The organism is Cupriavidus consociatus (assembly GCF_017814975.1).
Lineage (GTDB): Bacteria > Pseudomonadota > Gammaproteobacteria > Burkholderiales > Burkholderiaceae > Cupriavidus > Cupriavidus consociatus.
The window spans coordinates 208057-232739 of the sequence record NZ_JAGIQA010000006.1; the positions used below are offsets into that span (position 1 = coordinate 208057).

The 24683-nt window shown below is 65.1% G+C and carries 25 protein-coding genes; 15 read left to right on the forward strand and 10 right to left on the reverse strand.

Going from position 1 to position 24683, the window contains the following annotated elements:
• Window positions 1-16: 16 nt before the first annotated feature.
• The 8 genes from J8I82_RS10960 (at window position 17) to J8I82_RS10995 (ending at window position 8574) form a co-directional block, all read left to right on the forward strand.
• Window positions 17-2029 (forward strand): acetoacetate--CoA ligase, encoded by a 2013-nt coding sequence (locus J8I82_RS10960; protein ID WP_209757188.1) that lies wholly within the window; start codon window positions 17-19, stop codon window positions 2027-2029.
• A 399-nt stretch (window positions 2030-2428) separates the two neighbouring features.
• Entirely contained in the window at window positions 2429-3409 is a 981-nt protein-coding gene (locus J8I82_RS10965; protein WP_209757190.1) for a quinone oxidoreductase family protein, read from the forward strand.
• 16 nt (window positions 3410-3425) lie between these two features.
• Complete coding sequence (locus J8I82_RS10970) at window positions 3426-4274, forward strand: TauD/TfdA dioxygenase family protein (protein WP_209757192.1); 849 nt, start codon at window positions 3426-3428, stop codon at window positions 4272-4274.
• A gap of 8 nt (window positions 4275-4282) precedes the next feature.
• Window positions 4283-5932 (forward strand): fatty acid--CoA ligase, encoded by a 1650-nt coding sequence (locus J8I82_RS10975; protein WP_209757194.1) that lies wholly within the window; start codon window positions 4283-4285, stop codon window positions 5930-5932.
• 19 nt (window positions 5933-5951) lie between these two features.
• On the forward strand, window positions 5952-6377 hold the full coding sequence (locus J8I82_RS10980; RefSeq protein WP_209757196.1) for a carboxymuconolactone decarboxylase family protein: 426 nt from the start codon (window positions 5952-5954) through the stop codon (window positions 6375-6377).
• 14 nt (window positions 6378-6391) lie between these two features.
• Window positions 6392-6724 (forward strand): Rieske (2Fe-2S) protein, encoded by a 333-nt coding sequence (locus tag J8I82_RS10985; RefSeq protein WP_209757197.1) that lies wholly within the window; start codon window positions 6392-6394, stop codon window positions 6722-6724.
• A gap of 136 nt (window positions 6725-6860) precedes the next feature.
• Window positions 6861-7898, forward strand: a complete 1038-nt coding sequence (locus J8I82_RS10990; RefSeq protein WP_209757198.1) for an AraC family transcriptional regulator — start codon at window positions 6861-6863, stop codon at window positions 7896-7898.
• Between the two features lie 19 nt (window positions 7899-7917).
• Entirely contained in the window at window positions 7918-8574 is a 657-nt protein-coding gene (locus J8I82_RS10995; protein WP_209757200.1) for a hypothetical protein, read from the forward strand.
• Window positions 8575-8755: 181 nt separating this feature from the next.
• Here the strand turns inward: J8I82_RS10995 and J8I82_RS11000 are convergent, their stop codons facing one another.
• Complete coding sequence (locus J8I82_RS11000) at window positions 8756-9880, reverse strand: sensor histidine kinase (protein WP_209757202.1); 1125 nt, start codon at window positions 9878-9880, stop codon at window positions 8756-8758.
• Between the two features lie 1046 nt (window positions 9881-10926).
• Between J8I82_RS11000 and J8I82_RS11005 the strand changes: the two genes are divergently transcribed.
• Window positions 10927-11940 (forward strand): DUF932 domain-containing protein, encoded by a 1014-nt coding sequence (locus tag J8I82_RS11005; protein WP_209757204.1) that lies wholly within the window; start codon window positions 10927-10929, stop codon window positions 11938-11940.
• Window positions 11941-12332: 392 nt separating this feature from the next.
• On the opposite strand, the gene J8I82_RS11010 is transcribed toward J8I82_RS11005, so the two are convergent.
• Together J8I82_RS11010 and J8I82_RS11015 are read right to left on the reverse strand one after the other, a co-directional pair.
• Window positions 12333-12659, reverse strand: coding sequence for a hypothetical protein (locus J8I82_RS11010; protein WP_209757206.1), 327 nt, complete (start codon window positions 12657-12659; stop codon window positions 12333-12335).
• The gene (locus J8I82_RS11015) at window positions 12631-13116 is read right to left on the reverse strand and encodes a DUF927 domain-containing protein (RefSeq protein ID WP_209757208.1); all 486 of its coding nucleotides are present in this window, start codon (window positions 13114-13116) and stop codon (window positions 12631-12633) included. The genes J8I82_RS11010 and J8I82_RS11015 overlap by 29 nt, the downstream gene beginning before the upstream one ends.
• Window positions 13117-13240: 124 nt before the next feature.
• On the opposite strand from J8I82_RS11015, the gene J8I82_RS11020 reads away from it, so the two are divergent.
• On the forward strand, window positions 13241-13522 hold the full coding sequence (locus J8I82_RS11020) for a hypothetical protein (RefSeq protein ID WP_245179611.1): 282 nt from the start codon (window positions 13241-13243) through the stop codon (window positions 13520-13522).
• A gap of 108 nt (window positions 13523-13630) precedes the next feature.
• Window positions 13631-13798: a hypothetical protein gene (locus tag J8I82_RS11025; RefSeq protein ID WP_209757210.1), complete on the forward strand. Its 168-nt coding sequence runs from the start codon at window positions 13631-13633 to the stop codon at window positions 13796-13798.
• A 9-nt stretch (window positions 13799-13807) separates the two neighbouring features.
• Here the strand turns inward: J8I82_RS11025 and J8I82_RS11030 are convergent, their stop codons facing one another.
• The 5 genes from J8I82_RS11030 to J8I82_RS11050 form a co-directional block, all read right to left on the reverse strand.
• Window positions 13808-14032 carry a DUF2188 domain-containing protein gene (locus tag J8I82_RS11030; RefSeq protein ID WP_209757212.1) on the reverse strand — a complete coding sequence of 75 codons (225 nt, stop codon included), beginning with the start codon at window positions 14030-14032 and terminating at the stop codon, window positions 13808-13810.
• 113 nt (window positions 14033-14145) lie between these two features.
• Window positions 14146-14439, reverse strand: a complete 294-nt coding sequence (locus J8I82_RS11035; protein WP_209757214.1) for a hypothetical protein — start codon at window positions 14437-14439, stop codon at window positions 14146-14148.
• A gap of 3 nt (window positions 14440-14442) precedes the next feature.
• Window positions 14443-14691, reverse strand: a complete 249-nt coding sequence (locus tag J8I82_RS11040; RefSeq protein ID WP_209757216.1) for a hypothetical protein — start codon at window positions 14689-14691, stop codon at window positions 14443-14445.
• Window positions 14692-14878: 187 nt separating this feature from the next.
• Entirely contained in the window at window positions 14879-15385 is a 507-nt protein-coding gene (locus J8I82_RS11045) for a cupin domain-containing protein (protein WP_209757218.1), read from the reverse strand.
• 40 nt (window positions 15386-15425) lie between these two features.
• Window positions 15426-15698 (reverse strand): hypothetical protein, encoded by a 273-nt coding sequence (locus J8I82_RS11050; protein WP_245179612.1) that lies wholly within the window; start codon window positions 15696-15698, stop codon window positions 15426-15428.
• A gap of 259 nt (window positions 15699-15957) precedes the next feature.
• Between J8I82_RS11050 and J8I82_RS11055 the strand changes: the two genes are divergently transcribed.
• The 3 genes from J8I82_RS11055 (at window position 15958) to J8I82_RS11065 (ending at window position 17026) form a co-directional block, all read left to right on the forward strand.
• Window positions 15958-16347, forward strand: a complete 390-nt coding sequence (locus tag J8I82_RS11055) for a hypothetical protein (protein WP_209757220.1) — start codon at window positions 15958-15960, stop codon at window positions 16345-16347.
• Window positions 16348-16392: 45 nt separating this feature from the next.
• The gene (locus tag J8I82_RS11060) at window positions 16393-16581 is read left to right on the forward strand and encodes a hypothetical protein (protein ID WP_029047721.1); all 189 of its coding nucleotides are present in this window, start codon (window positions 16393-16395) and stop codon (window positions 16579-16581) included.
• 109 nt (window positions 16582-16690) lie between these two features.
• The gene (locus J8I82_RS11065) at window positions 16691-17026 is read left to right on the forward strand and encodes a hypothetical protein (protein ID WP_209757222.1); all 336 of its coding nucleotides are present in this window, start codon (window positions 16691-16693) and stop codon (window positions 17024-17026) included.
• Between the two features lie 44 nt (window positions 17027-17070).
• Here J8I82_RS11065 and J8I82_RS11070 read toward each other — a convergent pair whose 3' ends face one another.
• Both J8I82_RS11070 and J8I82_RS11075 read right to left on the reverse strand, forming a co-directional pair.
• Complete coding sequence (locus tag J8I82_RS11070; protein ID WP_209757224.1) at window positions 17071-21939, reverse strand: NAD-glutamate dehydrogenase; 4869 nt, start codon at window positions 21937-21939, stop codon at window positions 17071-17073.
• A 206-nt stretch (window positions 21940-22145) separates the two neighbouring features.
• On the reverse strand, window positions 22146-22742 hold the full coding sequence (locus J8I82_RS11075; RefSeq protein ID WP_209757226.1) for a MarR family transcriptional regulator: 597 nt from the start codon (window positions 22740-22742) through the stop codon (window positions 22146-22148).
• A 413-nt stretch (window positions 22743-23155) separates the two neighbouring features.
• Here J8I82_RS11075 and scpC point away from each other — a divergent pair, with 413 nt between their 5' ends.
• Window positions 23156-24673: a succinyl-CoA:acetate CoA-transferase ScpC gene (gene scpC, locus J8I82_RS11080; RefSeq protein ID WP_209757227.1), complete on the forward strand. Its 1518-nt coding sequence runs from the start codon at window positions 23156-23158 to the stop codon at window positions 24671-24673.
• The last annotated feature ends 10 nt before the right edge of the window (window positions 24674-24683 follow it).

Below are 24683 nucleotides of genomic sequence, written 5' to 3' on the forward strand. Positions count from 1 at the left end.
CCTTGAGTATCCAGCAATGTGCAATTCCACTACCTCGGCGTCCGTAGCCCGCTTGCCTGAAGCCGAAGCCCCCGCGTGGGCGCCTTCGCCGGATGTCGTCCGCCGCGCGCGCATCACGGCCTTCATGCGCTGGATCGAGCAGGAGCGCGGCCTTGTCTTCGCCGACTACAACGCCTTGTGGCAGTGGTCGGTGGAAGAGATCGACGCCTTCTGGCTGGCGCTGTGGCAATGGGCCGACATCCGGACGCCACGCCCGCCTCGCGTGGCGCTCGCGGACGCCGGCATGCCGGGCGCGACCTGGTTCCCCGGCGTGCAGATGAACTACGTCGAGCAGGTGTTCCGCCACGCCACCGCAGAACACCCCGCCATCGTCCATCGCAACGAGTCCGGCGAGACAGGCGAGATAAGCTGGGCCGAACTCGAACGCCAGGTGGCGTCGGTGGCCGCGACACTGCGCGGCATGGGTGTGGACCGGGGCGACCGCGTGGCGGCGTTCCTGCCCAACACCCCCCAGACCATTGTTGCGTTCCTGGCGGTGGCGAGCATTGGTGCGGTGTGGTCCGCCTGCTCTCCGGATATGGGCGAGCTGGCGGTCCTGGATCGCTTTCGCCAGATCGAGCCCAAGGTGCTGATCGCCGTCGACGGTTATCGCTATGGCGGCAAGGCGTTCAATCGCCAGCCGCTGCTGCACACCTTGCTCGAGCAGTTGCCGAGCGTGGAGCGCGTCATCCTGGTGCCCGGTCTGGCGCAGGAAACATCGTGCTACGACTTCCGCGGCGGCATCACCTGGGCCGAAGCGACGGCGATGGACGTCCCGCTCGACCCGGAACTCGTGCCCTTCGACCACCCGCTGTGGATCGTCTACTCGTCCGGGACGACCGGCCTGCCCAAGCCCATCGTGCACTCGCAGGGCGGCATCGTGCTGGAGCATGTCAAGCTCACCACGCTGCATCTCGACCTGAATCCGGGCGACCGCTTCTACTGGCAGGCCAGCACCGGCTGGATCATGTGGAACCTGCAGGTCGGCGGCCTGCTCGCCGGGGCGACGGTGTGCCTGTTCGACGGCAACCCCGGCTACCCGAACATGGAGACGCTCTGGCGTTTCATCGGTGAGGAGAAGATCGACTTCTTTGGCGCCGGCGCTGCCTACTTCCAGTCGTGCCTGAAGGCCGGCGTCGAGCCGCGTGCCGTGGCCGACCTGTCGCACCTGCGCGGCATCGGGTCGACCGGATCGCCGCTGTCGCCGGAGGGCTACCGCTGGATCCTCGACCACGTCGGCCCCGTCTGGATCAACGCACTGTCCGGCGGCACCGACTTCGCGGGCTGCTTCGTGGCCGGCGTGCCGACGCTGCCCGTCTACCTCGGCGAGATGCAGTGCCGCTGCCTGGGCGCCCGCGTCGAGGCCTTCGACGAAGCCGGCCGGCCGCTGATCGACGAGGTCGGCGAACTGGTCTGCACCGCGCCCATGCCGTCGATGCCGCTCTGCTTCTGGAACGACCAGGACAACCTGCGCTACCGCGACAGCTACTTCGACACCTACCCCGGCATCTGGCGCCACGGCGACTGGGTGCGCATCACGCCACGCGGCGGAGCCGTCATCTACGGCCGCTCGGACGCCACCATCAACCGGCACGGCATCCGCATGGGCACGAGCGAGCTGTACCGCGCCGTCGAGGAACTGCCAGAGGTGCTGGACAGCATGGTCGTCGACCTTGAATACCTGGGCCGCGAGTCCTACATGCCGCTGTTCGTCGTGCTGCGGCCCGACGTCGAACTGACGCCCGAACTGCAGGGCACCATCCGCGAGCGCATCAAGGTGGCGCTGTCCGCCCGGCACGTGCCCAACGACGTCTTCCAGGTGGCCGCCATCCCGCGCACGCTGTCCGGCAAGAAGATGGAACTGCCGATCAAGAAACTGCTGTTGGGGCAGCCACTGGAGAAAGTGGCGAATCCCGACACCATGGCGAATCCCGAAAGCCTGGCCTGGTATGCCGGCTTTGCGCACGACCGCGCTGCGGCCGCCCACTAATCCCCAGTCAATCACAGATGCCGAGTTTGACCTTTCTCCGCTGAGGGTGATTCGTGCGCCCACGGGGGCGCACGCATTTTGCCAATGGGGTGGGCCAATCTGCCGCGGGAGATACTGCGGCGATATCCCGACACGTCCCGCAACCTGCCGATAGCGCGCAAGGTCCCCCGCTCGACCCCACCCCTGCATGTTTGGCCAACGCACAGCACTTCCCGCGGGGTGGCGCACAAACGAAAAACTATGGCGCCTCAAATGAAAAGGCCAATACATCGGGCACCTATAGTGGAGCCCATGGCGAATCCCGAGAGCCTGGCCTGGGAATGCCGGCTTTGCGCGCGAGCCGCGCGCCGCGGTCGCCCGGTAACCCCAACCAATCACAGAACGAATCAGGAGACAAAGATGGCTAAAGCTGTCCGCTTTCATGAAACCGGTGGTCCCGAGGTCCTCCGTTATGAAGATGTTGAAGTCGGAGAACCCGGCCCGGGCCAGGTGCGACTGCGCCACGAAGCTGTGGGGCTGAACTTTGCCGACATCTATTTCCGCACCGGCCTGTATCCGGCGCCGCTGCCGTCGGGCATCGGCACCGAGGGCGCTGGCGTGGTGGTGGCCGTGGGGCCGGACGTGACCAATGTGTCGGTCGGCGATCGCGTGACCTACACCGGCGCCTACAACACGCTCGGCGCCTACTGCACCGAGCGCCTGATCCCCGCTGCCCCGCTGATCCGCCTGCCCGACGGCATCGCCTGCGAGACCGCCGCCGCGATGACCATGCGCGGCCTGACGTCGTCCTACCTGATGCGCCGCATCTATGACTACAAGCGCGGCGACACCATCCTGCTGCACGCCGCTGCCGGCGGGGTCGGGCTGATCGTGTCGCAATGGGCCAAGCTGCTCGGACTGACGGTGATTGGCACCGTCTCCAGCGAAGCCAAGGCCGAAGTGGCGCGCGCCCACGGTTGTGACCACACCATCAACTACAGCACCGAGGACATCGCCAAGCGCGTGCGCGAACTGACCGACGGCGTCGGCGTCAATGTAGTGCTCGACAGCGTCGGCAAGGACACTTTCGAAGCCAGCCTGGACTCAGTCAAGCGCCGTGGCCTGGTGGTGTGCGTGGGCACGTCGTCGGGCCCGATCCCGCCGTTCAATCCACACATCCTCGGCCTCAAGGGTTCGCCTTACCTGACCCGCCCGGCGCTGGCCGACTACATCGCCGACCCCGTCGAAAAAGCCGCCCTCGCAGGCGAACTGTTCGACCACGTGGCGTCCGGCCGCATCCGCATCGAGACCAACCAGCGCTACGGCCTGGAAGATGCGGCGCAGGCCCACCGCGACCTGGAGTCGCGCAAGACGACAGGCTCGTCGGTCTTCATCCTCTGACGACGGGACCCGCATCATGCATATCGAGCAACTGACCCATGCGCTGGGCGCAGAAATCACCGGCGTGAAGCTCGCCGACGCCATCCACGACGACGGCCTCTTTGCCGAACTCCGTAGCGCGCTGCTGGAGCACCGTGTCATCTTCCTGCGTGACCAGCACATCAGCCGCGCGGAACACGTGGCCTTCGCCCGCCGCTTCGGCGAACTGGAAGATCACCCGGTCGCCGGCAGCGACCCGGAGCATCCGGGCCTGGTGCGGATCTACCGCACGCCGGCGCAGCCAAACGACCGCTACGAGAATTCCTGGCACTCCGACACCACCTGGCGCGAGGCGCCGCAGTTCGGCGCGGTGCTGCGCTGCGTTGAATGCCCGCCGGTCGGGGGCGACACCATGTGGGCCAACATGGTACTGGCCTATGAGCGGCTGCCGGCACACGTCAAGGCCGAGATCGCAGATCTGCGTGCCCGCCACAGCATCGAAGCGACGTTCGGGGCCGTGATGCCCATCGAGAAGCGGCTGGCGCTCAAGGCGCAGTACCCGGATGCGGAGCACCCCGTCGTGCGCACCCACCCTGAGACTGGCGAGAAGGTCCTCTACGTCAACGTCTTCACGACCCACTTCACCAATTTCCACACGCCCGCCCGCGTGCGCTATGGCGCCGACGCCAATCCTGGCGCTGCCGACCTGCTGCGCTACCTCATCAGCCAGGCCACCATCCCCGAATACCAGGTGCGCTGGCGCTGGCAGCCCAACAGCGTGGCGATCTGGGACAACAGCGCCACGCAGCACTACGCCGTCATGGACTACCCGCCATGCCATCGCAAGATGGAGCGCGCCGGGATCATCGGAACCAAGCCTTTCTGAGCACCGACATGCAAGAGAACCTGATCACGCCGACGCCGTCGGCCTATGCCTTCCCGCTGCTGGTCAAGCAGTTGCTGCTGAATGCGATGAGCATCCACGGCGAGCAGGAAATCACGTACCGCGGCGAGCGCCGCTACCGCTTCAGGCAATTCCGCGAGCGCATCGGCCAGCTCGCCTCCGTGCTGCGGGCGCTGAACGTCCGCCACGGCACCACCGTCGCGGTCATGGACTGGGACAGCCACCGCTACCTCGAAAGCTATTTCGCCATTCCGATGATGGGCGCCACGCTGTTCACGGTGAATGTGCGGCTATCGGCGCAGCAGATCCTCTATACGCTGAACGACTCGAAGGCGGAAGTCATCCTCGTACATGCCGACTTCGTCCCCATGCTGGAGGAGATCAAGGCGGAACTGAAGTCGTTGCGGCGCGTGATCGTCATCGCCGACGGTGAGGCGGTTCCGGCCAATACCCTGCCGTTGGCCGGCGAATACGAGGCGCTGATGGACCAGGCTTCGGCCGACTTCGACTTCCCCGAGTTCGACGAACGGACCAAGGCCGCGACGTTCTACACGACCGGCACGACCGGCGACCCCAAAGGTGTCGCCTACAGCCACCGCGACATCGTCATGCATGCGATGTCCACCGCCATGAGCCTGTGCTCGCCGCGCGAGGGGCAGCGCCTGCACCGTGAGGACGTCTACATGCCGATCACGCCCATGTTCCACGTGCTGGCCTGGGGCATGCCGTACATCGCGATCATGCTGGGGCTCAAGACCGTGCTGCCAGGCCGCTACATCCCCGAGCGGCTGGTCAGCCTGCGCGAGTCGGAGGGCGTGACGTTCTCCCACTGCGTGCCGACTATCCTCCAGATGCTGCTCGATGCGTCCGACGTGCAAGGCAAGGACCTGTCCGGCTGGAAGCTGATCATCGGCGGTTCGGCCATGCCGCCGGCGCTGTGCGAGGCGGCGCTCGATCGTGGCATGGACGTGTTCACCGCCTATGGCATGTCGGAAACCGGCCCCATCGTCTCCCTGGCGCAACTGCCGCCGGGATACCAGCCGAAGGATCGCCAGGAAGAGGTGCGGATGCGCTGCGCAACCGGCCGCCCGGTGCCGTTCGTCGACTTCCGCATTGTCGACGGCAACCTGAATGACGTAGCGCGCGACGGGAAGCAACAGGGCGAAGTCGTGCTGCGCTCGCCTTTCCTGACGAAGGGTTATGTCGGCAAGCCGGAAGCATCGGAAGAACTTTGGGCCGCCAGCTACCTGCATACGCAGGATATCGCCGTCATGGGCCAGGATGGCTTCGTCCGGATCGTCGACCGCATCAAGGACGTGATCAAGACGGGCGGCGAGTGGGTGTCCTCCATCGAGGTCGAAAGCCTGATCACGGGCGTGGCCGGCGTGCAGGAGTGCGCGGTGGTCGGCGTGCGTGACGAGAAGTGGGGCGAACGGCCGATGGCGTTCGTGGTGCGCAAGCCCGACGCGAACGTGGGCGTGGAAGCGATCCGTGACGGACTGATGCAGCACGTCGATTCGAAGCGCATCAGCAAGTACGCGGTACCCGATCCGGACCGCATCGCCTTCGTCGCCGAGATCCCGAAGACGAGCGTCGGCAAGATCAACAAGAAGTTGCTGCGCGAGCGTGCCGTCCAATAACCCGTCCCTGGAGACCAGCATGAACCGTGATGCCGATCCGACCGCCACGCCAGTCTGCGATGAACTGCGGGCCAGCGGCTACTGGAATTCTGACTGGGATGCGGCCGCTGAACTCGATCCGGTCTGGACGGAACGGTTCGTGGCAATGGGCATGCATCCGCTGAAGGCGGGCGTGCTGGACCCAAAAACCATCGAGTTCATCTGCATTGCGGTGGACGCGTCCTGCACGCACCTGTACGCGTCTGGTACGCAGCGCCATATCCGCAAGGCGCTCGAACTTGGGGCCACGCGGGAACAGATCACCGCGGTGCTGCAACTCGTCAGCGTGCTGGGCATTCACTCGATGAGCCTCGGCGGCCCGCTGCTGATCGAGGAACTGGAGCGCGCGCGCAATGGATCGGACGTCACGGACGTTGGGGACGCCAACGAGCGTGCGGTGGCATGACGGAGGAAACCCAGATGGACGTCACGCAGAAGCCAGTCACGGTCGCCAGGATGGACGAACTCTCGCCCGGCCAGCGCAAGCTCATCTTTATCGACGGCAGGAGCATCGTGCTGTTCAACATCGACGGGACCTTCCACGCCATCGACAACTCTTGTCCCCACAACGGCGCGTCACTGGCCAGCGGGAAGCTGCAGGGGACCGTCCTGCAATGCCCCGCCCACGGCTTGCGGTTCGATCTCGCGAAGCCCTGTGAGCCCGGCTCGGCAAGCCTGTGCCCGCGTAGATTTACCGTCCAGGCGACTGGAGACAGCCTGGCGTTGCTGGTGGACGGCGCCGGCACGCCATGATCCGGGCACTGCCCTGCCCACCGAGGTTTGGCTGGATGCATCTCTCCTCGCGGCATTTTTATCAGTCCATGCGACTTGCGGTATGACGGCGCCGGGGGCACCTTCGCCGGCATCCCGAGACTTCTGGAGACACACCATGCCCTACCTGCTGCGCAGCGGGAGTCTGGCCAACTACGCCGAAGTGGCGCGGTCCGCAGGACTGAATCCCCATCAGCTTTTGGCCAAGGCCAGCCTGAGCCGCTATGCCCTGCTCGACACGGACATCCGCGTCCCGGTCGAGGCCGTGAGCCATCTCCTCGAGGCCTCGGCGGCCGCGTCAGGCCAGATCGACTTCGGCCTGCGCATGGCCGAATCCCGCCAGCTCGCCGACCTGGGCCCCCTGGGGCTTGCCATGCGGGAAGCGCCCAGTCTGCGCATGGCTCTCGATGCGATGGCACGCTATCTGCGCCTGCACAACGAGGCGCTTTCGCTTCATATCGAAGGATCCGGCGAACTGGTCACGGTGCGGGCCGAACTGCTCGGCACGGGTGACGGCGGCCTGCGCCAATCCATCGAGCTGGTTGTCGGGGCGATCCATCGCGCGCTGCATTGCCTGCTCGGGCGCCTGCACGGCGTGCCCCTGGTACCGCACCGCGTCTATTTCACCCACGCGGCACCCGCCAACACGGCCACGCATACCCGACTGTTCGGCGCAACGGTGTCGTTCAGCCAGGAGTTCGACGGCATCACGTATCGCGCCGACGACCTCGAAGTCCCGTTGAAGGCCTACGACCGTTCCACAGTATCCGAAGCGCGCAGACATCTCGATTCCATGCTCGCCGAACGGGGGGAAAGCATGCCTGACAATGTGAGGCGGCTGGTTGCATGCATGCTGCCGCAAGGCAAATGCTCGGCCGACGAGGTCGCCCGGCAGTTGGGGATCGATCGCCGCACGGTCCATCGCAAGCTCCGGCTTTCCGGCCAGAGCTACCTGACGATTCTCCATGAAGTGCGCGCCGATCTCGCGGTGCGCTACATCGCAAATATTGAACGACCGCTCTCGGAAGTTGCAGCATTGCTTGGATTCACTTCGCTTTGCGTTTTTTCCAGGTGGTTCGCCATGCGGTTTGGTTGCAGTGTGTCGGAATGGCGCGGTCGGCCTGCGGACTCGGTCCAATCCGCGTCTGCGCCGTGACGGGAACAAGGAACCAACCATGCAGAACCAAAGAAAATCGGCCGATGCCATGCTGCCGACACTGGGCCGCCTGCATCGCGAGGTGCGGACGATGAGCCGGCGGGTGCATCGCCAGTCGATCTTGCGGACTCTCGATGGTGTCGGCGACTACGCCCGGAACGTGTCCGCGGTGATCAACGATATCCTGGATCAAGGCGACGCCCACGAGAGGGTCGTGTGCTTCGCTTCGGCAGTGGAGTTTGGCATCCCCATGCATCACCAGAGCGAGCGTTGCCGTCTGGCAGCCGTCCATACGGGTTCCAGTGCGATGCGTGTGTTGTACTGGACGGCGGTCCGGCGAATGCGCTCGAGCTGGCCAGCGATAAATGCGGAAGCGGATCGCCAAGCCAGGCCCTGCAAATCCCAGGTGAATGAGGCATCCAAGCCGGCCATGAAGCCGGCGGAGACGGTGCTTTGCCGACAATGCGAAGCCCTGCGCAGCGACGCGCGGACTTCCCACGGCCACGACGCATTGCATCCCCTCTCCGCAATGTATTTCCGATTGGTTGCCAGCGGTGTGCTGACCGAAGCGTGCGAGCACAAGTGCCGAATTTGCAGCACCAGGTGGACGCAACACAGGCCTGCTGCAAGCCTGTTCGTGAGTTGGTCCATTTCGAGGCAAGCGGCTGGTACATAATGCAGCCGATTTGACCAAAGATCGCGGACCTGGCTCTCGCTGAGAAACGACGGCTTTGCACTCGAAAGCTGTCGTTGCAGTCGATCGAAAGCCAATAGCTGAGATGGGTCGTGTACCGCCCTTGGCGATTGCAATGCGATGCTGCGCCTACATACGTCTTTGCACCACGTTCAGACTCCAGTCATTTGCTAAGCGCGACGCGCGGCAGACGCACGTCAAATGCGGTTTCCGATTGGTCTGACCGAACGTCGATTGATCCCTGATGTGCTTTAGCAATTTCGCTCGCGATGTACAGCCCAAGCCCGAGGCCACTCATCTTGTTGTCTTCTGCATTCAGGCCTCTGGTCAGCGGGTCAAAGATCCGCTCCAGCGTCTGCCCGTCAATGGCGGCCCCGCTGTTTATAACCTCGAGCCGGACGTCCGTGTCATGACCGGTTACCACAACCCGAACCGGCTTGTCCGGTGCGCCGTACCTGATCGCATTGAGGACCAGATTAGAAAGCAACTGCTGCAGGCGCGAACCGTCCCAGACCCCCAGCATGTTGCCCTTCACCTCCAGATCGATGCGACGGTCTGGATTGGCTGCACGCAACTGATCCACGATGTCGGCAACCACATTAGCCAGATCGACGTGATTGGGATCGACGTTGATCCCCAAGCCGAGTTGTGTTCGGTTGAAATCACAAAGATCATTCAGAAGGGCATTCATGCTGGCACCGCTTCGAATCAATCGTGCTGCGGCTTCCGAGACCTTCTCCCCGGCGTTCAGTGCGGATAAATATTCGGCGGTCGCCAGGATAGTCTGCAGCGGACTGCGCAGATCATGCCCCAGCATCCCGAGCAAAAGATTGCGAGACTGCTCTACCTGCGCATTGAAAAAGTCCACTGATTCCGCGACTGCCTGATCGATAGCTTCGTTGAACCTCACCATGTCATCCAAGTCCGCGGCGACCAACTGGAACTCGTCCATCCACAACCGCAGCACGCTGGCACGAAGGGCCCGGTACTCAGCGACCAACTGGTTAATATTGAAGCCGGCGCGTGCGCGCATCAGGGCATGAGTTTGCGCCGCAGTTTCCGGCGCCCCTGGCAGCTTGGGGGCTCGTCCCAGTGATTTTTCACGCTGAGCCTCCTCCGTCTGCAGGGTCGACAGATCCTTGGCCACGGCCTGCAGGATCTGGGGTGCGTGGTCGCGTAGTGCCAGGGAATTCAGGTTTCTTGCGGCCGGCAGCATGGTCGTCGCAAATGCCTCCCATTCGGCCAAAATATGCGCCATGTCCCGCAAGATAAAGTCAGCTAGCCGCATGCCTGCTCACGAAAGAGATTGTTAGGACCCTGCACGTCTGGAGAATAGGACTTTTGGCCAAGTACGGGAAATCAAGGCGCGTCGAATGGTCGCCTGCAGGTGATCCAAGGTTCATATGTTCCTGGCGCGGTAAATGAGCGCGATACTGCTGCCGATGCTGCTCTGTGGCCAGTCGTCGGGCGAAGGGGGCTTAGTCGAGGCCGGACATGCCTCCCGGGTTGCGTGGTAACCACTGGTAACCGGTAACCACCACTGGTAACCCAGCCCAACCGCCCACTATCTTAGGTTGCGTAGCAGCAGAATGTAGCGCTCCTTCGGACGTGACTGAGATAGCAGTGTCTGGGAACGTTAACGGGAGCGGTGGCCGGCGTCGATCGTTTCTCGTCGCACTTGTTTGCGGTCTTGAAGCGGTGCCTGGGTCAGACGGCATTCGGTCGGTCGGAAGTTTCGTGCGCTCTGGTTCCTGACGAATTGCATAGTGCAGCCGCTCGGCTGTATGAAACGCAACCCCGTAACCCGCTGTCGTGTTATCTAGGGCACATTTTTTTGCCCGCCTTGACGTAATAATCAATTGACCCGGGCACTTTGCAGGAGCACTAGCCGTCCGATCAATCTGATTGCCCCTGCTCACCGATGCAAAGCGCGGGTTGGGGTGGCCGTGGGATACCTGGTTGGATACCGCATTTCAGGAACAGCATAGAAGCGTTGCAACAGATGGGGCACCGCGTATGAAGATCAGGTTCGTGTCCAAGCGCCAATCCGCGCGATCACGACACACTGCCGCGCTAAGGGCGCGCTTGCCGGCCTTCTTTTTTTCACGCGACTCGCTTCCTCGCGGGCGCTGCACAAATTCTCTTTGGGTCAACCTTCCGCGACTGCAAGGAGATTGCGCAACATCATCGGCGATTTGGCCATGTGGCTAGTCACGTAGTGCCCCGCCGGAAAGGGCTGGTCCGTCGAAAACGGTGGCAATGGCAGGCGAACTCTGTACGGAGAAACTACATGGGAGCCTGTCATGGCTGCAAACATCTATCTGGGAGCTGAAAATGCCGCACCTGATTGGCAAGATGTTCTATGTGGGCGAGGTCCCCTGGCACGGGCTTGGTGAGCCGTTGCCAGCCCCGCCGGATCTGGAGGGCGCCATCCGCGCCGGCGGGCTGGACTGGACGGTCAGCACGAAACTCCTGTCTGTGACCAGGGAGCCCAAATCGCAGGTGCCACAGCGCGTCGCGATCGTACGGGACGATCGCAAGCGGGGCCAGTCAGGGCGCGTGCTGGGTGTGGTGCACCCGCAGTTCCAGCCGCTCCAGAATCGTGACGGCATGGCGCTGTTCGATGAGTTGCTTGGCGGCGGCAAGTATGAGACCGGCGGCTATCTCAAGCAGGGCGAGGTGGTGTGGCTGCAGGGGGCACTTACCCAACCCATTCGAGTGGGGGACAGCGATGAACTCAATACCTATCTGCTCTTCAGCAACAGTCACGACGGCTCGCGCGCGATCGATATCCGCCTGACCACGGTCCGCGTGGTCTGCAACAACACCTTGACGTTGGCCACGCGCGCGCGCGAGGCCGGCACGTTTTTCCGGCGGGGGCATGATCTGACCCTCGGTCAGTTGAAGTATGAAGCCAGGGCATTTTTTAGGCTGCTGCTGGCCGATCAATCGGCTCAGCAGGAGATCATGCGGAAAATGGCGGCTGCAGCCTGTGACAACGCTGCTTTCAAAGCCTTTCTGGAGAAAATTCTGCCAGACCCCCTGCGACCAGCGTCGGCGGCGACCAACAAGGCCATGGCCCAGGCCTACGCAACCCGTCTCGACCACATACGCGCATCACGCCAGGCGATGTTGAGTATTCGCCGGGATGGCTGCCGGCAGCGCGCGAGCAACCAGCCGGTGCCGGCGGAAACGGAGACCTGGTGGGGGGCATTGAATGCCATCACGGCGTGGGTCGATCATGTCCAGCGCGTCAAGGATGTTCCTTTCGCACACCAGATGTTCGGCGCCGGCAATGACTTCAAGAGCAGCGCGTATGCGCGGATCCGGAACGAACTTGCACTGTAGCAGCGGTACACGTCGGATTCGAAAGCATGTCCTGTGTCTCACATGTCCGATGGGGGGCATGTCGGCTTCACCGAGTTTTCGCGTGTCCCACATGTCCCGCGTGTCCCAAGGGTTCCGCAGCCTTGTCTGGCAAGGGGTTTTCGGCTGCTCTGCCTTGGGACGCGAGAGGAGGACTGGTATGTCCGTCGGTGTCCCAGCCTGGTGCGGGGCACGTCGTCGCTATCTTGCTGGGGCCCCACGTTGGACACGTGGGACATTCGGGGGGCATGTCCTATGTCCCATTCCCGATCGCCCGCAATTCCTTGAAGCCATTGGGTTTGCAGCCCTTGGGACCTGCGGGACATTCGGGACACGCGCAATTCTAAGCCTGGCGAAGAAGCGGGAAGTCTAGGTCAAGATTCGTCCTCCCACATCCGCGAGGTGAAGACATAGCAGCGCACCCGGCCAAGACCGGGCAAACGCTCGCGCCGCTGCGGCTTGCCGCCATCCAACGCCAGCCAGCCGGCTGAAACCAGTGCACGCACTACCGTCTTGGGATCGAAGTCTTGGCATACCTCGCGCCGGAAGGCTTCGGACAGTACCAGGAATTCGCGCTGGCCCGCCTCGCCATTGCGGTAGAACCCGGCACGGTTGGGGATGCGCTGATCTTGATCGGATGCCAGGTATTCGAAGCGGCTGGCACCGTGGGTCTCAAAAAACGCACGCACCTGGGCCAGCATGGCGCGTTCCTCGCGGTTGCTGGCGCCGCCGAACGATTCCAGCCAGGAGTTGAAACAGGCTTTGGCAGCCCGCCACGATTCGCCGTCCTGCCAGCCCCTGCCACGCGATGCCCACGGTACCGTAGTAACGGGCCGCAGCGGCCTTGATCGCCACCGACAATTCCCCGGAAGTGGCGTGGCCGTGGAGCGTTTCGAAGGCGCCCATGCCTGCGCCGGCGTCGGCTTCGAAATCGGCGAGGCGGATTTCCTGCCCGGCATTGGCCTTCTTGCCCACCCCCAACATCAGCGTCGACAGCGATTCCTCGCCCGCCGACAGGAACAGCAGGCGCCAGTGGGCGGCTTGCCGCGCCGTGCCGGTCCGCGTGGCGCGCACCTTGCCCTGTCCGTTCGCCAGCAGATAGGCGGCGTCACCCGCCTCCCGCGGATCGATCTGCGACAGTTCATCCAGGATCAGCACGCCATCGTTATGCAGGGCGGCCAGACCTTCCGGGGCGCACGGATGGGATGCGCCGTAACGCTTTGATACAGCCGCTCGCGGCGGCGGTTGTTATGCTCGGTGGTCCCTCGCGCAGGTCGCTCCCATGGCACGCACACACCTTACCCCCATCGTCATCTTCTCCTGCCTGCTGGCCTCGTCCGTCTCACATGCCGGCGGCGAGTACAAGGAGAAATTCCGCAGCGGCCCCTGCAAGATCGAGCGCGAGGTCAAGCGGGATGGCGAATACAAGGAAGAGCGCAAGTGCAAGGGCGGTCCGCGCGGTTATGAGCACAAGGAGAAGTTCCGCGACGGTCCGTGCCTGATTGAGCGTAAATGGGACGACGACGGGGAATATGAAGAGAAGGTCGAATGCAAGCGTTCATGAACGCGTGACCTTTGCCGCAGGCGTTTCCGCATTGCGCCTATAGTGAATGCTCTGGCTGCGGCCATGGCATGACAGGATCATCGCCCTGTTGCAACGACGGAGGACGGCATGTCGGACAAGGACCATGGGATGGGGATTGCCGGTACCACCTGTATCGCGCTGGCGGTGGCGGGACTTGCGCTGACCGCGTCGTTGATACTTGCCTACTATGCGACGCGGTCGCGCGTCGAGGGGTTGTATCTCGGTGGCAGCGGGCAGGAGTCCGCTGGCGAGTAGCCTGTACCACTACCCCTTGATATCGGACGGGTCGTTGCCGAAGCTGTTGCGCATGCGGATCTGGCCGTCGCGGCCGTGAACCAGTAGTTCGACGCGCAGTTGCTTCGCTTTTTCCGTGCCGGCGGCGATCGCGTCTTCCTGCGACGCAAACAGCTGGCGCCCGCCGGTGCCGCCCTCGGATTCGATTGCCCAGCCGTGCTCGACGGGAACGACATGGATGTTGTTGCCTGGCATGGCGGTCTCCGGTTGTGTCGATGCATCCAGTCTCGATGCCTGCGCGGCGTGCCGGTATCGGTCGTTGTCCGACATCCGTGCGCCGTGCATGAGACACCGGCAAGACACACCTGCTACGGCCGTTGCTCTGGCTCGGCACGGTATGCGGACCAGTAGTAATGCGTGTACCGGCCATGGCGCGCCTGCTTCTTTTCAACAAACAGCCGTACCGTGCCGGCGTGGCCGGCTTCGAGCAGCACTTCGCGGTGGGCGGGGGCGTCGCGCGTGGCGGGGCCGAGCGTGCCCAGTGCGGCGGCAATGTAATGGCCGGGGATGCGGCCCAGGATGCCGTTGGCACCCGGGACCGGGTAGCTGTCGGGCGCCGCTGCCGGCACGTGGCAGCGGGAAGCGAGCTTGTTGTTGCCCATCGGTCAGGGCCTGCCGGGACTGATGCTGACGCCATCCCGGGTCAGGTCCAGCAGCGGGAGGTGGCCGTAGGCGCGCAGCCGGCGGATATCCTCGCGCGCCGAGGCGGGCAGGCCGGGACGGCGCGACAGCGCACGAGAGCTGATCTGGAAGGTGCCGCAGCTGGGGCAGGTGTAGCGATAGCCGCGCGGCGCGGCGCGCAGGCGCTCGGCGGCGGCGCCGCAGACGGGGCAGTTGGCGGGTTCGGGTGACATGGGGCGCACTGGAAAAGTACTGTATGGATATACAGTATAGCGCTGCTGCGCGGACTGTCGATGGAAAAAGCGGTGGGGATACCCGGGTTCTTTGCCAATGGGCGCGCGCCGTGGCCGCGTAGACTGGCGCCGCAGTCCTGACCGGTCCGCCCGCACCCCGCGGCAGCGGGCTGTTTTTTGCCGCGCGCTATCGCGAGAGCCGGCGCAGCAGAGCGTCATGGCCGCTTGCCAGGCTCGCCAGCGCGGCCGCATCGGCCAGTTCGAACTCGCTGAACTGGAAGGCGGGTGACACGGTGCAACCGACCAGCGCAAAGTCGACGCCGTCGCCCAGGTCAACGCGTTCCGCGGCAAACCATCGGCCGGCGGGTACCACCGCCTGGACGGATGCGCCGGGGTGGCGCAGCGGATCGCCGAGACGCTGCGTGACGATGCCACCGTCGGCGATGCTGTGCACGTCTATCGGTGAACCGGCATGAAAGTGCCACAACTCGTCGGAACGGATGCGGTGCCACGCCGAATAGTCGTTGCCGCACAGCATGTAGTAGATCGCGGTACAGGCTTCGCGCGTACGCTGGTCGGCGCACACGACGCGTTCTTCGCTGCGGTAGGTCTCGCGGTAGAAGCCGCCTTCCGGGTGCGGCATCAGTTCGAGCGTGCGGATCAGTGCGTTGGCTGCAGGGCTGCGGTCTGGCATGTCGTGTCGGCAGGGCATGGGTGCGGGCGGAAGCGATAGCTTAAAGCAGGGCGAAGCGTGCCTGCGCCGGGCCGACCAGCGCAGGGCGGCTGACCGGATAGCGGTGGCGCGTGCCGTGCGCTTCGAAGGAGAGGAAATCGGGCGTCCAGCGCAGCGACCGTAGCACGCTGGGCTCGATGCCGTGGACGATGATGGCGCCGGCGTCAATGCTGACGCTGCCGCAGGGCAGGCGCAGGGATTCGGAATCGTCGCCGAAATAGAAGGCCTCTAGCAGGATGGAATCGGACTTGTACAGGAGCATATACAGGGACATATACAGGGGCATATGGCAAGCGCCATGCGGCAGTACGGCCGAATGCAGAACGCCGCTGGAATACTGTATGGATATACAGTATAGCCGCCTCCCGCGGTGTGGTCACGTCCCGGATTCTTATTTCAGTGCGCCGCGCGCCGCCAAGGGCCTCTTTCCGGATTGGTATAACCTTCTGAAAGCAATACTGAACGGCGCAAGCTGCCGACGGTCTTGCGCAGGTGACAGGATGGCCGCAGGCGGCCGCTGACAGGGGGTGCCGATGGCGCAGTGTGGAAGCAGGGCTTGCTGGTTTGGCCTGGGCGTGGCGCTTGGCGCGGCGCTGGGCGCTACCTGCGCGATGTTGCTGCGGGCAAGTCCGGCGCGAGGCAGGCCGGACCCGCGTGCGGACGCACCGGTGGTGCCATCCAATGCCAGCGCCGACCGTGCGCTGACCGATGACGCCACCGACGTGGTCGAGTATCGCGGCTTTGTCGTCCACGTGTTCTGCCACGCGCTGGGGCCGGGACGTTTCAAGGCGTTGTGCGATATTTGGGAGTCTGGCGCCGTCGTGCTGGAAGGCGGCGGGCCGCCGACCACGCATGCCAGGCCGGAGGATGCCCGCGCTGCGGCGATTTCATGGGCGCGGCAGTGGGTGCAACGCAATGGTTGAGCGGGCCGCTATCGAGGCCCTAATTTTCAATTTTCAGGAGAGTTCATGTTTGTTTGTGGGAACCAGGCTTGCGGCGCGCGATGGGAGCCGGACGAGGTGCAGATCCGCAATGAAGGGCAGGGGCCGGTATTCCGCTGCCCGCAATGCGGCGCCCGCAACCATGTCGAAGCCCGCACCGCGCGCGACGGCACCACGGTCTATCGGCAGGTAGCCGCGAAGCCGGCAGCGCGCTAGCCCGCTATCCGTTTTGGCGCCGCAAGCCTGTGCAGCACCCCACGCATGTGGGGTCAAATTCACATGGCTGCCGACTTAAGCTCGTTCGGGCGAGACCGTTAAACACAAAATGGACTTTGCCGACTTCCCTCAAAATTCCGCTTCCAATGCTGAACGCATGGGCTGGGCGAACGCTTCCCCGGAAGTCATCGCCAAGGTATTGAATTCGGCGCTGGCGGCGCAGGACCTGTCCGGGTTTGCCGCGCTGCTGTCGGACATCGCGCGCGACCGCGGCCTCAAGGGGCAGCGCGCCGCGCACCAGTCGATCTACGACATGCCCTATGCCAGCCTGCTGCCCCGGCAGAAGCACCTGCTGTCAGATGCCTTCGAGCTGCTGGTGCTGCTCGGGCTGGAACTGCGCGCCCGCCAGGACGACGGCGGCCTTGACGCGGGCGCCGACGAATAATCTCTCCGCCCGCGCTGTCGCCTCACCGTGTCAGGGATGGCGCGCTAGCCGCGCTCGAGCATCCCGATCTCGCGCACCGCGACCGACAGCATCGACAGTCCCGCCGCACCCGATGCACGCTGGTCGGCCAGCATGCGCGTAAAGCGCTCCAGCGCGCCATGGCGGCTGGCACGCCAGGCATCGATCATCGCTTCCGGCGATTCCAGTTCCCCCTGCTGAGACAGCACGCTGACCGTCAGCGCACGCTTGAGCCGGCCCAGGTCTTCCAGCGTGGTGGTGCGCGCCAGCAGGTCCCAGTGCGTGTCCGAAGGCAGCGCCAGCGCACGCTCGCGCAGCCAGCTGAAGCTCAGGTGGCTGTCCAGCGCGAAATACACCCCCGCAACCAGGTCGAGGGTGCGCTCGCACGCGTTGGCCACTTCGGCGATATCCAGCGCCGCCGCGGAAATCTCGCTGCCGGCAACGCGCAAGGCGAGCGCTTTGTCGACACCGGCATCGGTGAAGGTCCTGGCATGTTCCGCCAGCGCCGTCGCATCGGCTGGCGGCAGCAGATGGGGCAACTGCGGCAGCAGCCACTGTGCCGCCTGCGTAAAGCGCGCCAGTTCGGCGCCGGCCTGGCTGCCGCTGCGCAGATAGCGGATAAACCACAGGCAGGCCCGCTCCAGCAGCACGGCCACCTCGCCGAACATGCGCGCCTGCTCGGCATCGGGCACGCGGTTGTCCAGCGCATCGATCTCCTGCCACAACGCGGTCAGCCCGAACACGTCGCGCGCAATCAGGCAGGCGCGCACGATGTCAGCGGGGCGCGCGTCGGTTTCTTCCATGATCCGGTGCACGAAGGTCGCGCCGATGCGGTTGACCAGCATATTCGTCAGGTGCGTCGACAGGATCTCGCGCCGCAGCGGGTGCCGATGCATGGTTTCGCCATGGCGCTGGCGCAGCGGCACCGGGAAGTAATCGGAGAGCAGGCCGCCGACCAGCGGGTCTTCCGGCACGTCGGAATCGAGCAGCGCGTCGTACAGCCACATCTTGCTGTACGCCAGCAGCACCGCGCGCTCGGGCGATGTGAGCCCTTCGCCGGCCAGCTTGCGCTCGGCGATCTCTTCGTCGGAAGGCAGGAATTCGAGCGCCCGGTTCAGGCGCCCGGCGCGCTCCAGCCAGCGCACCAGCCGCGCCTCGCCGTCGAGCAGCGGCGCGGCATGGCGCCCGGCCACCGACAGCGCCTGGGTCTGGTAGTAGTTGTCCTGCAGCACCAGCAGGCCGACCTCGTCGGTCATCTCGGCCAGCAGCTTGTTGCGCTGCTTCTCGGTCATCTCGCCATCGGCCATCACCAGGCCCAGCAGGATCTTGATATTGACCTCATGGTCGGAGCAGTCCACGCCGGCGGAGTTGTCGATGGCATCGGTGTTGATGCGGCCGCCCTTGCGCGCGAACTCGATGCGGCCCAGCTGGGTGAAACCCAGGTTGCCGCCTTCGCCGACTACCTTGCAGCGCAGTTCGTTGCCGTTGACGCGCACGGCGTCGTTGGTGCGGTCGCCGGCCTGCAGGTGTGTTTCATGGCTCGACTTGACGTAGGTGCCGATGCCGCCGTTGTAGAGCAGATCGACCGGCGCCATCAGGATAGCGTGGATCAGTTCGGCCGGCGACAGCGCGCTGGCCGTGATGCCGAGCACCGCCTGCACCTGCGGCGTCAGCGCGATGGTCTTGGCCGTGCGCGGGAAGATGCCGCCGCCGGCGGAGATCAGCGTGGCGTCGTAGTCGGCCCAGCTCGAGCGCGGCAGATTGAACAGCCGCGTGCGCTCCTCCAGCGTGCGCGCGGGATCCGGGTCGGGGTCGAGGAAGATGTGGCGGTGATCGAAGGCGGCTACCAGCCTGATGTGCGGCGACAGCAGCATGCCGTTGCCGAACACATCGCCCGACATGTCGCCGACGCCGGCGACGGTGAAGTCGGTGGTCTGGATATCGACGCCCATCTCGCGGAAATGCCGCTTGACCGATTCCCACGCGCCGCGCGCGGTGATGCCCATCTTCTTGTGGTCGTAGCCGACCGAGCCGCCCGAAGCAAAGGCATCGTCGAGCCAGAAACCATACTCGGCGGAAATCGCGTTGGCGAAGTCGGAAAACGTCGCGGTGCCCTTGTCGGCCGCGACCACAAGGTATGGATCGTTGTCGTCATGCCGCACCACGTCGGGCGGCGGCACCAGCTGGCCGCCGACAAGGTTGTCGGTCAGGTCCAGCAGCCCGCGCAGGAAGGTCTGGTAGCAGGCGATGCCTTCCTGCAGGAACGCATCGCGGTCGGTCGGCGGGGGCGGGCGCTTGACCACGAAGCCGCCCTTGGAGCCCACCGGCACGATCACCGTGTTCTTCACCATCTGCGCCTTCATCAGCCCCAGCACCTCGGTGCGGAAGTCTTCGCGGCGGTCGGACCAGCGCAGCCCGCCGCGCGCGACGCGGCCGCCGCGCAGGTGCACGCCCTCGATCCGCGGCGAATAGACCCAGATCTCGAACATCGGCCGCGGCTCGGGCAGCCCCGGCACCAGCGCCGGGTTGAACTTGAACGACACGTAGGGGCGTGGCTGGCCGTCGTCGCTGCGGTGGAAATAGTTGGTGCGTACAGTGGCCTGGATCACGCCCAGAAAAAGCCGCAGGATGCGGTCTTCGTCGAGGTTCGGCACCTTGTCGAGCGCCGCCTCGATCTCGGCCAGCAGCTTGTCGCAGCGTGCCTGGCGCGCGGTGTCCGCAGCCACCTGGCTGACGGTATCGAAGCGCGCGACGAACAGCGCGACCAGCATCGCCGCGATGCCCGCATTGCAGGTCAGCGCGCGTTCGATATAGGCATCGCTGAAGGTCGAGCCCACCTGGCGCAAATAGCGTGCGTAGGCGCGCAGGATGGTGACGTCGCGCGCGGCAAGCTCTGCGCGCAGCACCAGCCGGTTGAGGTCATCGTTCTCGATTTCGCCATGCCAGGCGCGCGCAAAGGCATCTTCGAACAGTGCCTTGACACGCGCGATATCGAAGTCCGCCGCACCGCCGCTGTCAGCAATCTCCAGCCCGAAATCATGCACCCATACCGGCGCGCCGCTGTCGGGCTCGATCAGATAGGGGCGTTCTTCGTCCACGCGCACGCCCAGGTGTTCGAGCATGGGCAGGCTGTGCGACAGCGCGATCGGCTCGCCGGCGCGGTAGACCTTGAAGCGGAAGGCGCCCGGCGCGGCCTCGATCGGCCGGTACAGGTTCATGGCCATGCCGCGCGCGCTGTGGTGGGCGCGCAGCGCATGCTCCATCAGCTCGATGTCGCGCACGGCGGTCCGGGCGGGGTAGTCTTCGCGGTAGCCCGCGGGGAAGGAGCCACCGTAACGCTGCAGCAGCCGGTTGCCCTGTTCTTCGCCGTGGCTTTCGTGCAGCGCTTCGGCAAGGTCGTCCTGCCAGCGGCGGCTGGCGTGGACGATGCGCTGCTCCAGTTCGGCGGTATCGACATGCGGCATCGTGCCCGGCTCGCCGCGCACGGTCAGCTGGATGCGCGCCAGCGGCGATTCCGACAGCAGCGGCGTGAATTCGCAACTGGTGCCGTGGAAGGCGGCGGTCAGCAGCTTCTGGATCTTCTGGCGCAGGTCGGTGTTGTACTTGTCGCGAGGTACGAACACCAGGCACGAGACAAAGCGGTCGAAGCGGTCGCGCCGCACGAACAGCCGCGTGCGCTGGTGTTCCTGCAGGCGCAGGATGCCGGTGGTGATGTTGAACAGTTCGTCCTCGCTCGCCTGGAACAGCTCGTCGCGCGGGTATTGTTCGAGGATGGTGACCAGCGACTTGTACAGGTGGCCCTTGGTGAGGAAGCCGGCGCGCGCCAGGATATTGGCGCACTTGCGCCGCACCAGCGGGATCTCGGCGATCGGCGCCGTGTAGGCGGTCGAGGTGTACAGGCCCACGAAGCGGCGCTCGCCGAACAGCTGGCCCTGTGCATCCAGCAGCTTGACACCGACATAGTCGAGATACCCCGGCCGGTGCACGCTGGCGCGCGAGTTGGCCTTGGTGACGAAGATCGGCGAGGCGCCTTCGATGATGGCGGTAGCCGCGGCGGGCAGCGGCGTCAGGTCCTGCGCGTCCGGCTCGCGCAGGCTCTCGCGCAGGATGCCCGCCCCCGAGCCCTGCACGCCGCGCAGGAAATAGCGCCCTTCCTGTGCCACCAGCTGGTAGTCGCGCTGGCCGAGGAAGGTGAAATGGTTGTCCATCATCCATTCCAGGAAGGCGCGGGCCTCGGTGCTGTCGGGGGAGGCGGCGTCAGGCGCCTGCGCCAGCGCGGCGATGGTGGCCTGGGTGATGTCGCACATCGCGGGCCAGTCTTCGACCGCGGCGCGCACGTCGCCCAGCACGCGCGCGATGCCGCTGCGCAGCGCGTCCAGCCGGGCGGCCTCGCCGCTGCGGTCGACCTCGAAGTGGATGAAGGATTCCAGGCGTGAATTGTCGCCGGGCTCGCCGGCGCCGCCCAGGGCGATGCGCTCGATCCCGCCGGCGGCGCTGCGCCAGACACGGAACACCGGGTGGATCGCGGAATGCAACGCCAGCCCTTGCCGGTTAATCTCCATGGTCACGGAGTCGACCAGGAACGGCATGTCGTCGTTGACGATCTCGACCACGGTATGGTCGGAGTGCCAGCCATGCTCTTCCAGGGTGGGGTTGTAGATGCGGATGCGCGCGCTGCCCGGGACGAACTTCTGCGCGGTCTGCCAGTGCGCCATCACGGCGCCGTACAGGTCCGCGACTTCGCGGTGCAGCAGGTCGTCGGCGTCGGCTTGGTCGTAGTAGTGCCGCAGGAAGGGCTCGGCGGCGCCGAACATGGCCGCCGGCAGCCGCTCCCGCGCAAAGGCAAGCAGTTCGTCCAGCAGGTGCGCGACTTTGTCTTCGTTCTCCTGCGGCATGATCCCTCCTCGCGGTATCGATGGACGACGCGGCCCACACGGCCAGTGCGGGAATTACGCCGCCCGGTCCGGCATGTGCCGGGGCATGCTCATACTTTAGGAAAAATCAGCGCACCTGGCGGGACAAAGTCGCGAAGAAAGCGAGGGATCCGGACAGTGCGGCCGGTCCGCCTGCAAGGAGGCGGTCACCGGCCTTGGCGCGCGCGTCAGAAGCGCGCGCTGGCGAGGGTGGGACAAGAGGCCGGGCGATGCGCAACCGGGGGCAGTCCCGTGCAGGGGACTGCGGACGCCGGCGTGCCGGCCTGGGTTGCAGCCCCGCCTGCCAGCTTGTCCTGGCGCGCGGCTTCGCCGCCCACGCGGATCTGGCGCGTGGTGTGGTCGTTCAGCCGGATCTTCATCCGTTCCAGCAGGCTGCCCAGCGCCACGCGCTCCTGCGGGCTGAACGGTGCCACCGACACGCTGTGCAGCGCGCTGAGCGCCTGCGAAACGCGTTCCAGGCGGCTCGCGGCGGTGTCGGCGATGCGGGGCATGCGCGGCGCATTGGCCTCGGCATGCTCGATCCAGCCGTCGCGACGCAGCTCATGCAGCAGCAGTTCGGACTGCGATACATCGATCAGCATGGGGCCCGGCAACGGGGTGCCGCGTACGAAGTCGCCGCGCCTGATCGCGCGCAGCAACAGCCATTTGGCGTAATTCAGGCCAGAGGCGGAGAGGGTCTGTTCCAGGGCGTCTTGCCAGGCGGTGACGGCGTCGACCAGTGCAAGGACGACCGGCTCGTTGGGTTCGAGAGGTCTGGGCTGCATGAATGGCGTCTCCTGATTTTCAAATTTGCCGCCACTACGATGCTGCAGGCACCCGTCACGCTGGTGCAACGGGTTAATGGGCCGAGCATGGCCGGCCCGGGCGGCACGGTTGCTGAACCTCTCTGGCGGGCCCGTTCAACCGATAGGGCGAGACACTACCAGAAACTTTTGCCATTTTCGTGACATTGCGGGTATGCCCTGAGACTCTGGCTGCGGTTAGTGGAGCGAAGGTCGCTGGCACTGGTAATTGCTATGAAGAATGCGACTGCTGTTCATGACTTTAAATCACAGCCGGAATGGGGGTCGGCTGGCTACACTGCCAGCCGGAGACCCCACAACGCCAGCCTTTCGGCAACCAAGGCACGGGGCGAGCGGCACGGGGAAGGGCCTGCGCCGCCAGACCGGAGATCACGATGTACAAGGAACGCATTCGCCTGGCCAGGCTGCATGACAAGGTAGTCGCGGCCGACGAAGCCGCCGCGCTGATCCGCGACGGCATGACCGTGGGCATGAGCGGTTTCACCCGCGCGGGCGACTGCAAGGAAGTCCCGTTCGCACTGGCGCGGCGCGCGGCGACCGAGCCGCTGCGCATCACCTTGATGACGGGCGCCTCGCTCGGCAACGACATCGACCGTGTCCTGGCCGAAGCCGACGTGATCGCGCGCCGCCTGCCGTTCCAGTCCGATGGCACGCTGCGCCGCAAGATCAACGCCGGCGAAGTCATGTTCATCGACCAGCACCTGTCCGAAACCGTCGAGCAGCTGCGTTCCGGCCAGATCGCGCCGGTCGACGTGGCGGTGGTCGAGGCCGTAGCGATCACCGAGCAGGGCGGCATCATCCCCAGCACCTCGGTGGGCAATTCGGCCAGCTTTGCCATGCTGGCGCGCAAGGTGATCGTCGAGATCAACATGAACATGCCGCTGGAGCTGGAAGGGCTGCATGACATTTATTTCCCGGTCCAGCGCCCGTATCGCCAGCCGATCCCGCTGATCGCGCCTGAACAGCGCATCGGCCTGCCGTATATCCCGATCGATCCTGAGAAGATTGCTGCCATCGTCATCACTGCCAAGGACGACAGCCCCTCCAATGCGCTGCCGCCGGACGGCGAGACCCGCAGCATCGCCGGCCACCTCAATGACTTCCTGCTGCGCGAAGTGCGCGCGGGCAAGTTGTCGCCGGCGCTGCAGCCGCTGCAGGCCGGCATCGGCACCATCGCCAACGCGGTGCTGCACGGGCTGGTGGACTCGCCGTTCCGCGACCTGAAGATGTATTCCGAGGTGCTGCAGGACAGCACCATCGAATTGCTCGATGCAGGCCGGCTGTCGTTTGCCTCGGCCTCGTCGGTGACGCTGACGCGCGAGGTGTACCAGCGCTTCCTGTCTGACCTCGACCGCTACCGTTCGCGGCTGCTGCTGCGCCCACAGGAGATCAGCAACCATCCCGAGATCCTGCGTCGGCTGGGGCTGATTACCATCAACACCGCGCTGGAGTGCGACATCTACGGCAACGTCAATTCCACGCACGTGGGCGGTACGCACATGATGAACGGCATCGGCGGCTCCGGCGATTTTGCGCGCAATGCGCACCTGTCGGTGTTCGTGACCAAGTCGGTGGCCAAGGGCGGCGATGTCTCCAGCATCGTGCCGATGGTGGCGCATGTGGACCACACCGAGCACGACGTCGACATCATCGTCACCGAGCATGGCCTGGCCGACCTGCGCGGCCTGGCGCCGCGCGAGCGTGCGCTCACCGTCATCGCCAATTGCGCCGACCCGCAGTACCGCGAGTTGCTGGGCGACTATTTCCGCCGCGCCAGCGCCCACGGCGGCCAGACGCCGCACTTGCTGGAAGAAGCGCTGTCCTGGCACGTGGGCTTTCGCGATCGCGGCACGATGCGGCGCGTACAGCCGGCGCAGGCTCTGGCCGCCTGAATCCCGTACA

What these genes read in the sequence shown, in the direction of transcription:
- J8I82_RS10960 (WP_209757188.1), top strand. Translation starts at nt 17, where the DNA reads ATGTGCAATTCCACTACCTCGGCGTCCGTAGCCCGCTTGCCTGAAGCC.
- J8I82_RS10965 (WP_209757190.1), top strand. Translation starts at nt 2,429, where the DNA reads ATGGCTAAAGCTGTCCGCTTTCATGAAACCGGTGGTCCCGAGGTCCTC.
- J8I82_RS10970 (WP_209757192.1), top strand. Translation starts at nt 3,426, where the DNA reads ATGCATATCGAGCAACTGACCCATGCGCTGGGCGCAGAAATCACCGGC.
- J8I82_RS10975 (WP_209757194.1), top strand. Translation starts at nt 4,283, where the DNA reads ATGCAAGAGAACCTGATCACGCCGACGCCGTCGGCCTATGCCTTCCCG.
- J8I82_RS10980 (WP_209757196.1), top strand. Translation starts at nt 5,952, where the DNA reads ATGAACCGTGATGCCGATCCGACCGCCACGCCAGTCTGCGATGAACTG.
- J8I82_RS10985 (WP_209757197.1), top strand. Translation starts at nt 6,392, where the DNA reads ATGGACGTCACGCAGAAGCCAGTCACGGTCGCCAGGATGGACGAACTC.
- J8I82_RS10990 (WP_209757198.1), top strand. Translation starts at nt 6,861, where the DNA reads ATGCCCTACCTGCTGCGCAGCGGGAGTCTGGCCAACTACGCCGAAGTG.
- J8I82_RS10995 (WP_209757200.1), top strand. Translation starts at nt 7,918, where the DNA reads ATGCAGAACCAAAGAAAATCGGCCGATGCCATGCTGCCGACACTGGGC.
- J8I82_RS11000 (WP_209757202.1), bottom strand. Translation starts at nt 9,880, where the DNA reads ATGCGGCTAGCTGACTTTATCTTGCGGGACATGGCGCATATTTTGGCC.
- J8I82_RS11005 (WP_209757204.1), top strand. Translation starts at nt 10,927, where the DNA reads ATGCCGCACCTGATTGGCAAGATGTTCTATGTGGGCGAGGTCCCCTGG.
- J8I82_RS11010 (WP_209757206.1), bottom strand. Translation starts at nt 12,659, where the DNA reads ATGCTGGCCCAGGTGCGTGCGTTTTTTGAGACCCACGGTGCCAGCCGC.
- J8I82_RS11020 (WP_245179611.1), top strand. Translation starts at nt 13,241, where the DNA reads ATGGCACGCACACACCTTACCCCCATCGTCATCTTCTCCTGCCTGCTG.
- J8I82_RS11025 (WP_209757210.1), top strand. Translation starts at nt 13,631, where the DNA reads ATGTCGGACAAGGACCATGGGATGGGGATTGCCGGTACCACCTGTATC.
- J8I82_RS11030 (WP_209757212.1), bottom strand. Translation starts at nt 14,032, where the DNA reads ATGCCAGGCAACAACATCCATGTCGTTCCCGTCGAGCACGGCTGGGCA.
- J8I82_RS11035 (WP_209757214.1), bottom strand. Translation starts at nt 14,439, where the DNA reads ATGGGCAACAACAAGCTCGCTTCCCGCTGCCACGTGCCGGCAGCGGCG.
- J8I82_RS11040 (WP_209757216.1), bottom strand. Translation starts at nt 14,691, where the DNA reads ATGTCACCCGAACCCGCCAACTGCCCCGTCTGCGGCGCCGCCGCCGAG.
- J8I82_RS11045 (WP_209757218.1), bottom strand. Translation starts at nt 15,385, where the DNA reads ATGCCAGACCGCAGCCCTGCAGCCAACGCACTGATCCGCACGCTCGAA.
- J8I82_RS11050 (WP_245179612.1), bottom strand. Translation starts at nt 15,698, where the DNA reads ATGTCCCTGTATATGCTCCTGTACAAGTCCGATTCCATCCTGCTAGAG.
- J8I82_RS11055 (WP_209757220.1), top strand. Translation starts at nt 15,958, where the DNA reads ATGGCGCAGTGTGGAAGCAGGGCTTGCTGGTTTGGCCTGGGCGTGGCG.
- J8I82_RS11060 (WP_029047721.1), top strand. Translation starts at nt 16,393, where the DNA reads ATGTTTGTTTGTGGGAACCAGGCTTGCGGCGCGCGATGGGAGCCGGAC.
- J8I82_RS11065 (WP_209757222.1), top strand. Translation starts at nt 16,691, where the DNA reads ATGGACTTTGCCGACTTCCCTCAAAATTCCGCTTCCAATGCTGAACGC.
- J8I82_RS11070 (WP_209757224.1), bottom strand. Translation starts at nt 21,939, where the DNA reads ATGCCGCAGGAGAACGAAGACAAAGTCGCGCACCTGCTGGACGAACTG.
- J8I82_RS11075 (WP_209757226.1), bottom strand. Translation starts at nt 22,742, where the DNA reads ATGCAGCCCAGACCTCTCGAACCCAACGAGCCGGTCGTCCTTGCACTG.
- scpC (WP_209757227.1), top strand. Translation starts at nt 23,156, where the DNA reads ATGTACAAGGAACGCATTCGCCTGGCCAGGCTGCATGACAAGGTAGTC.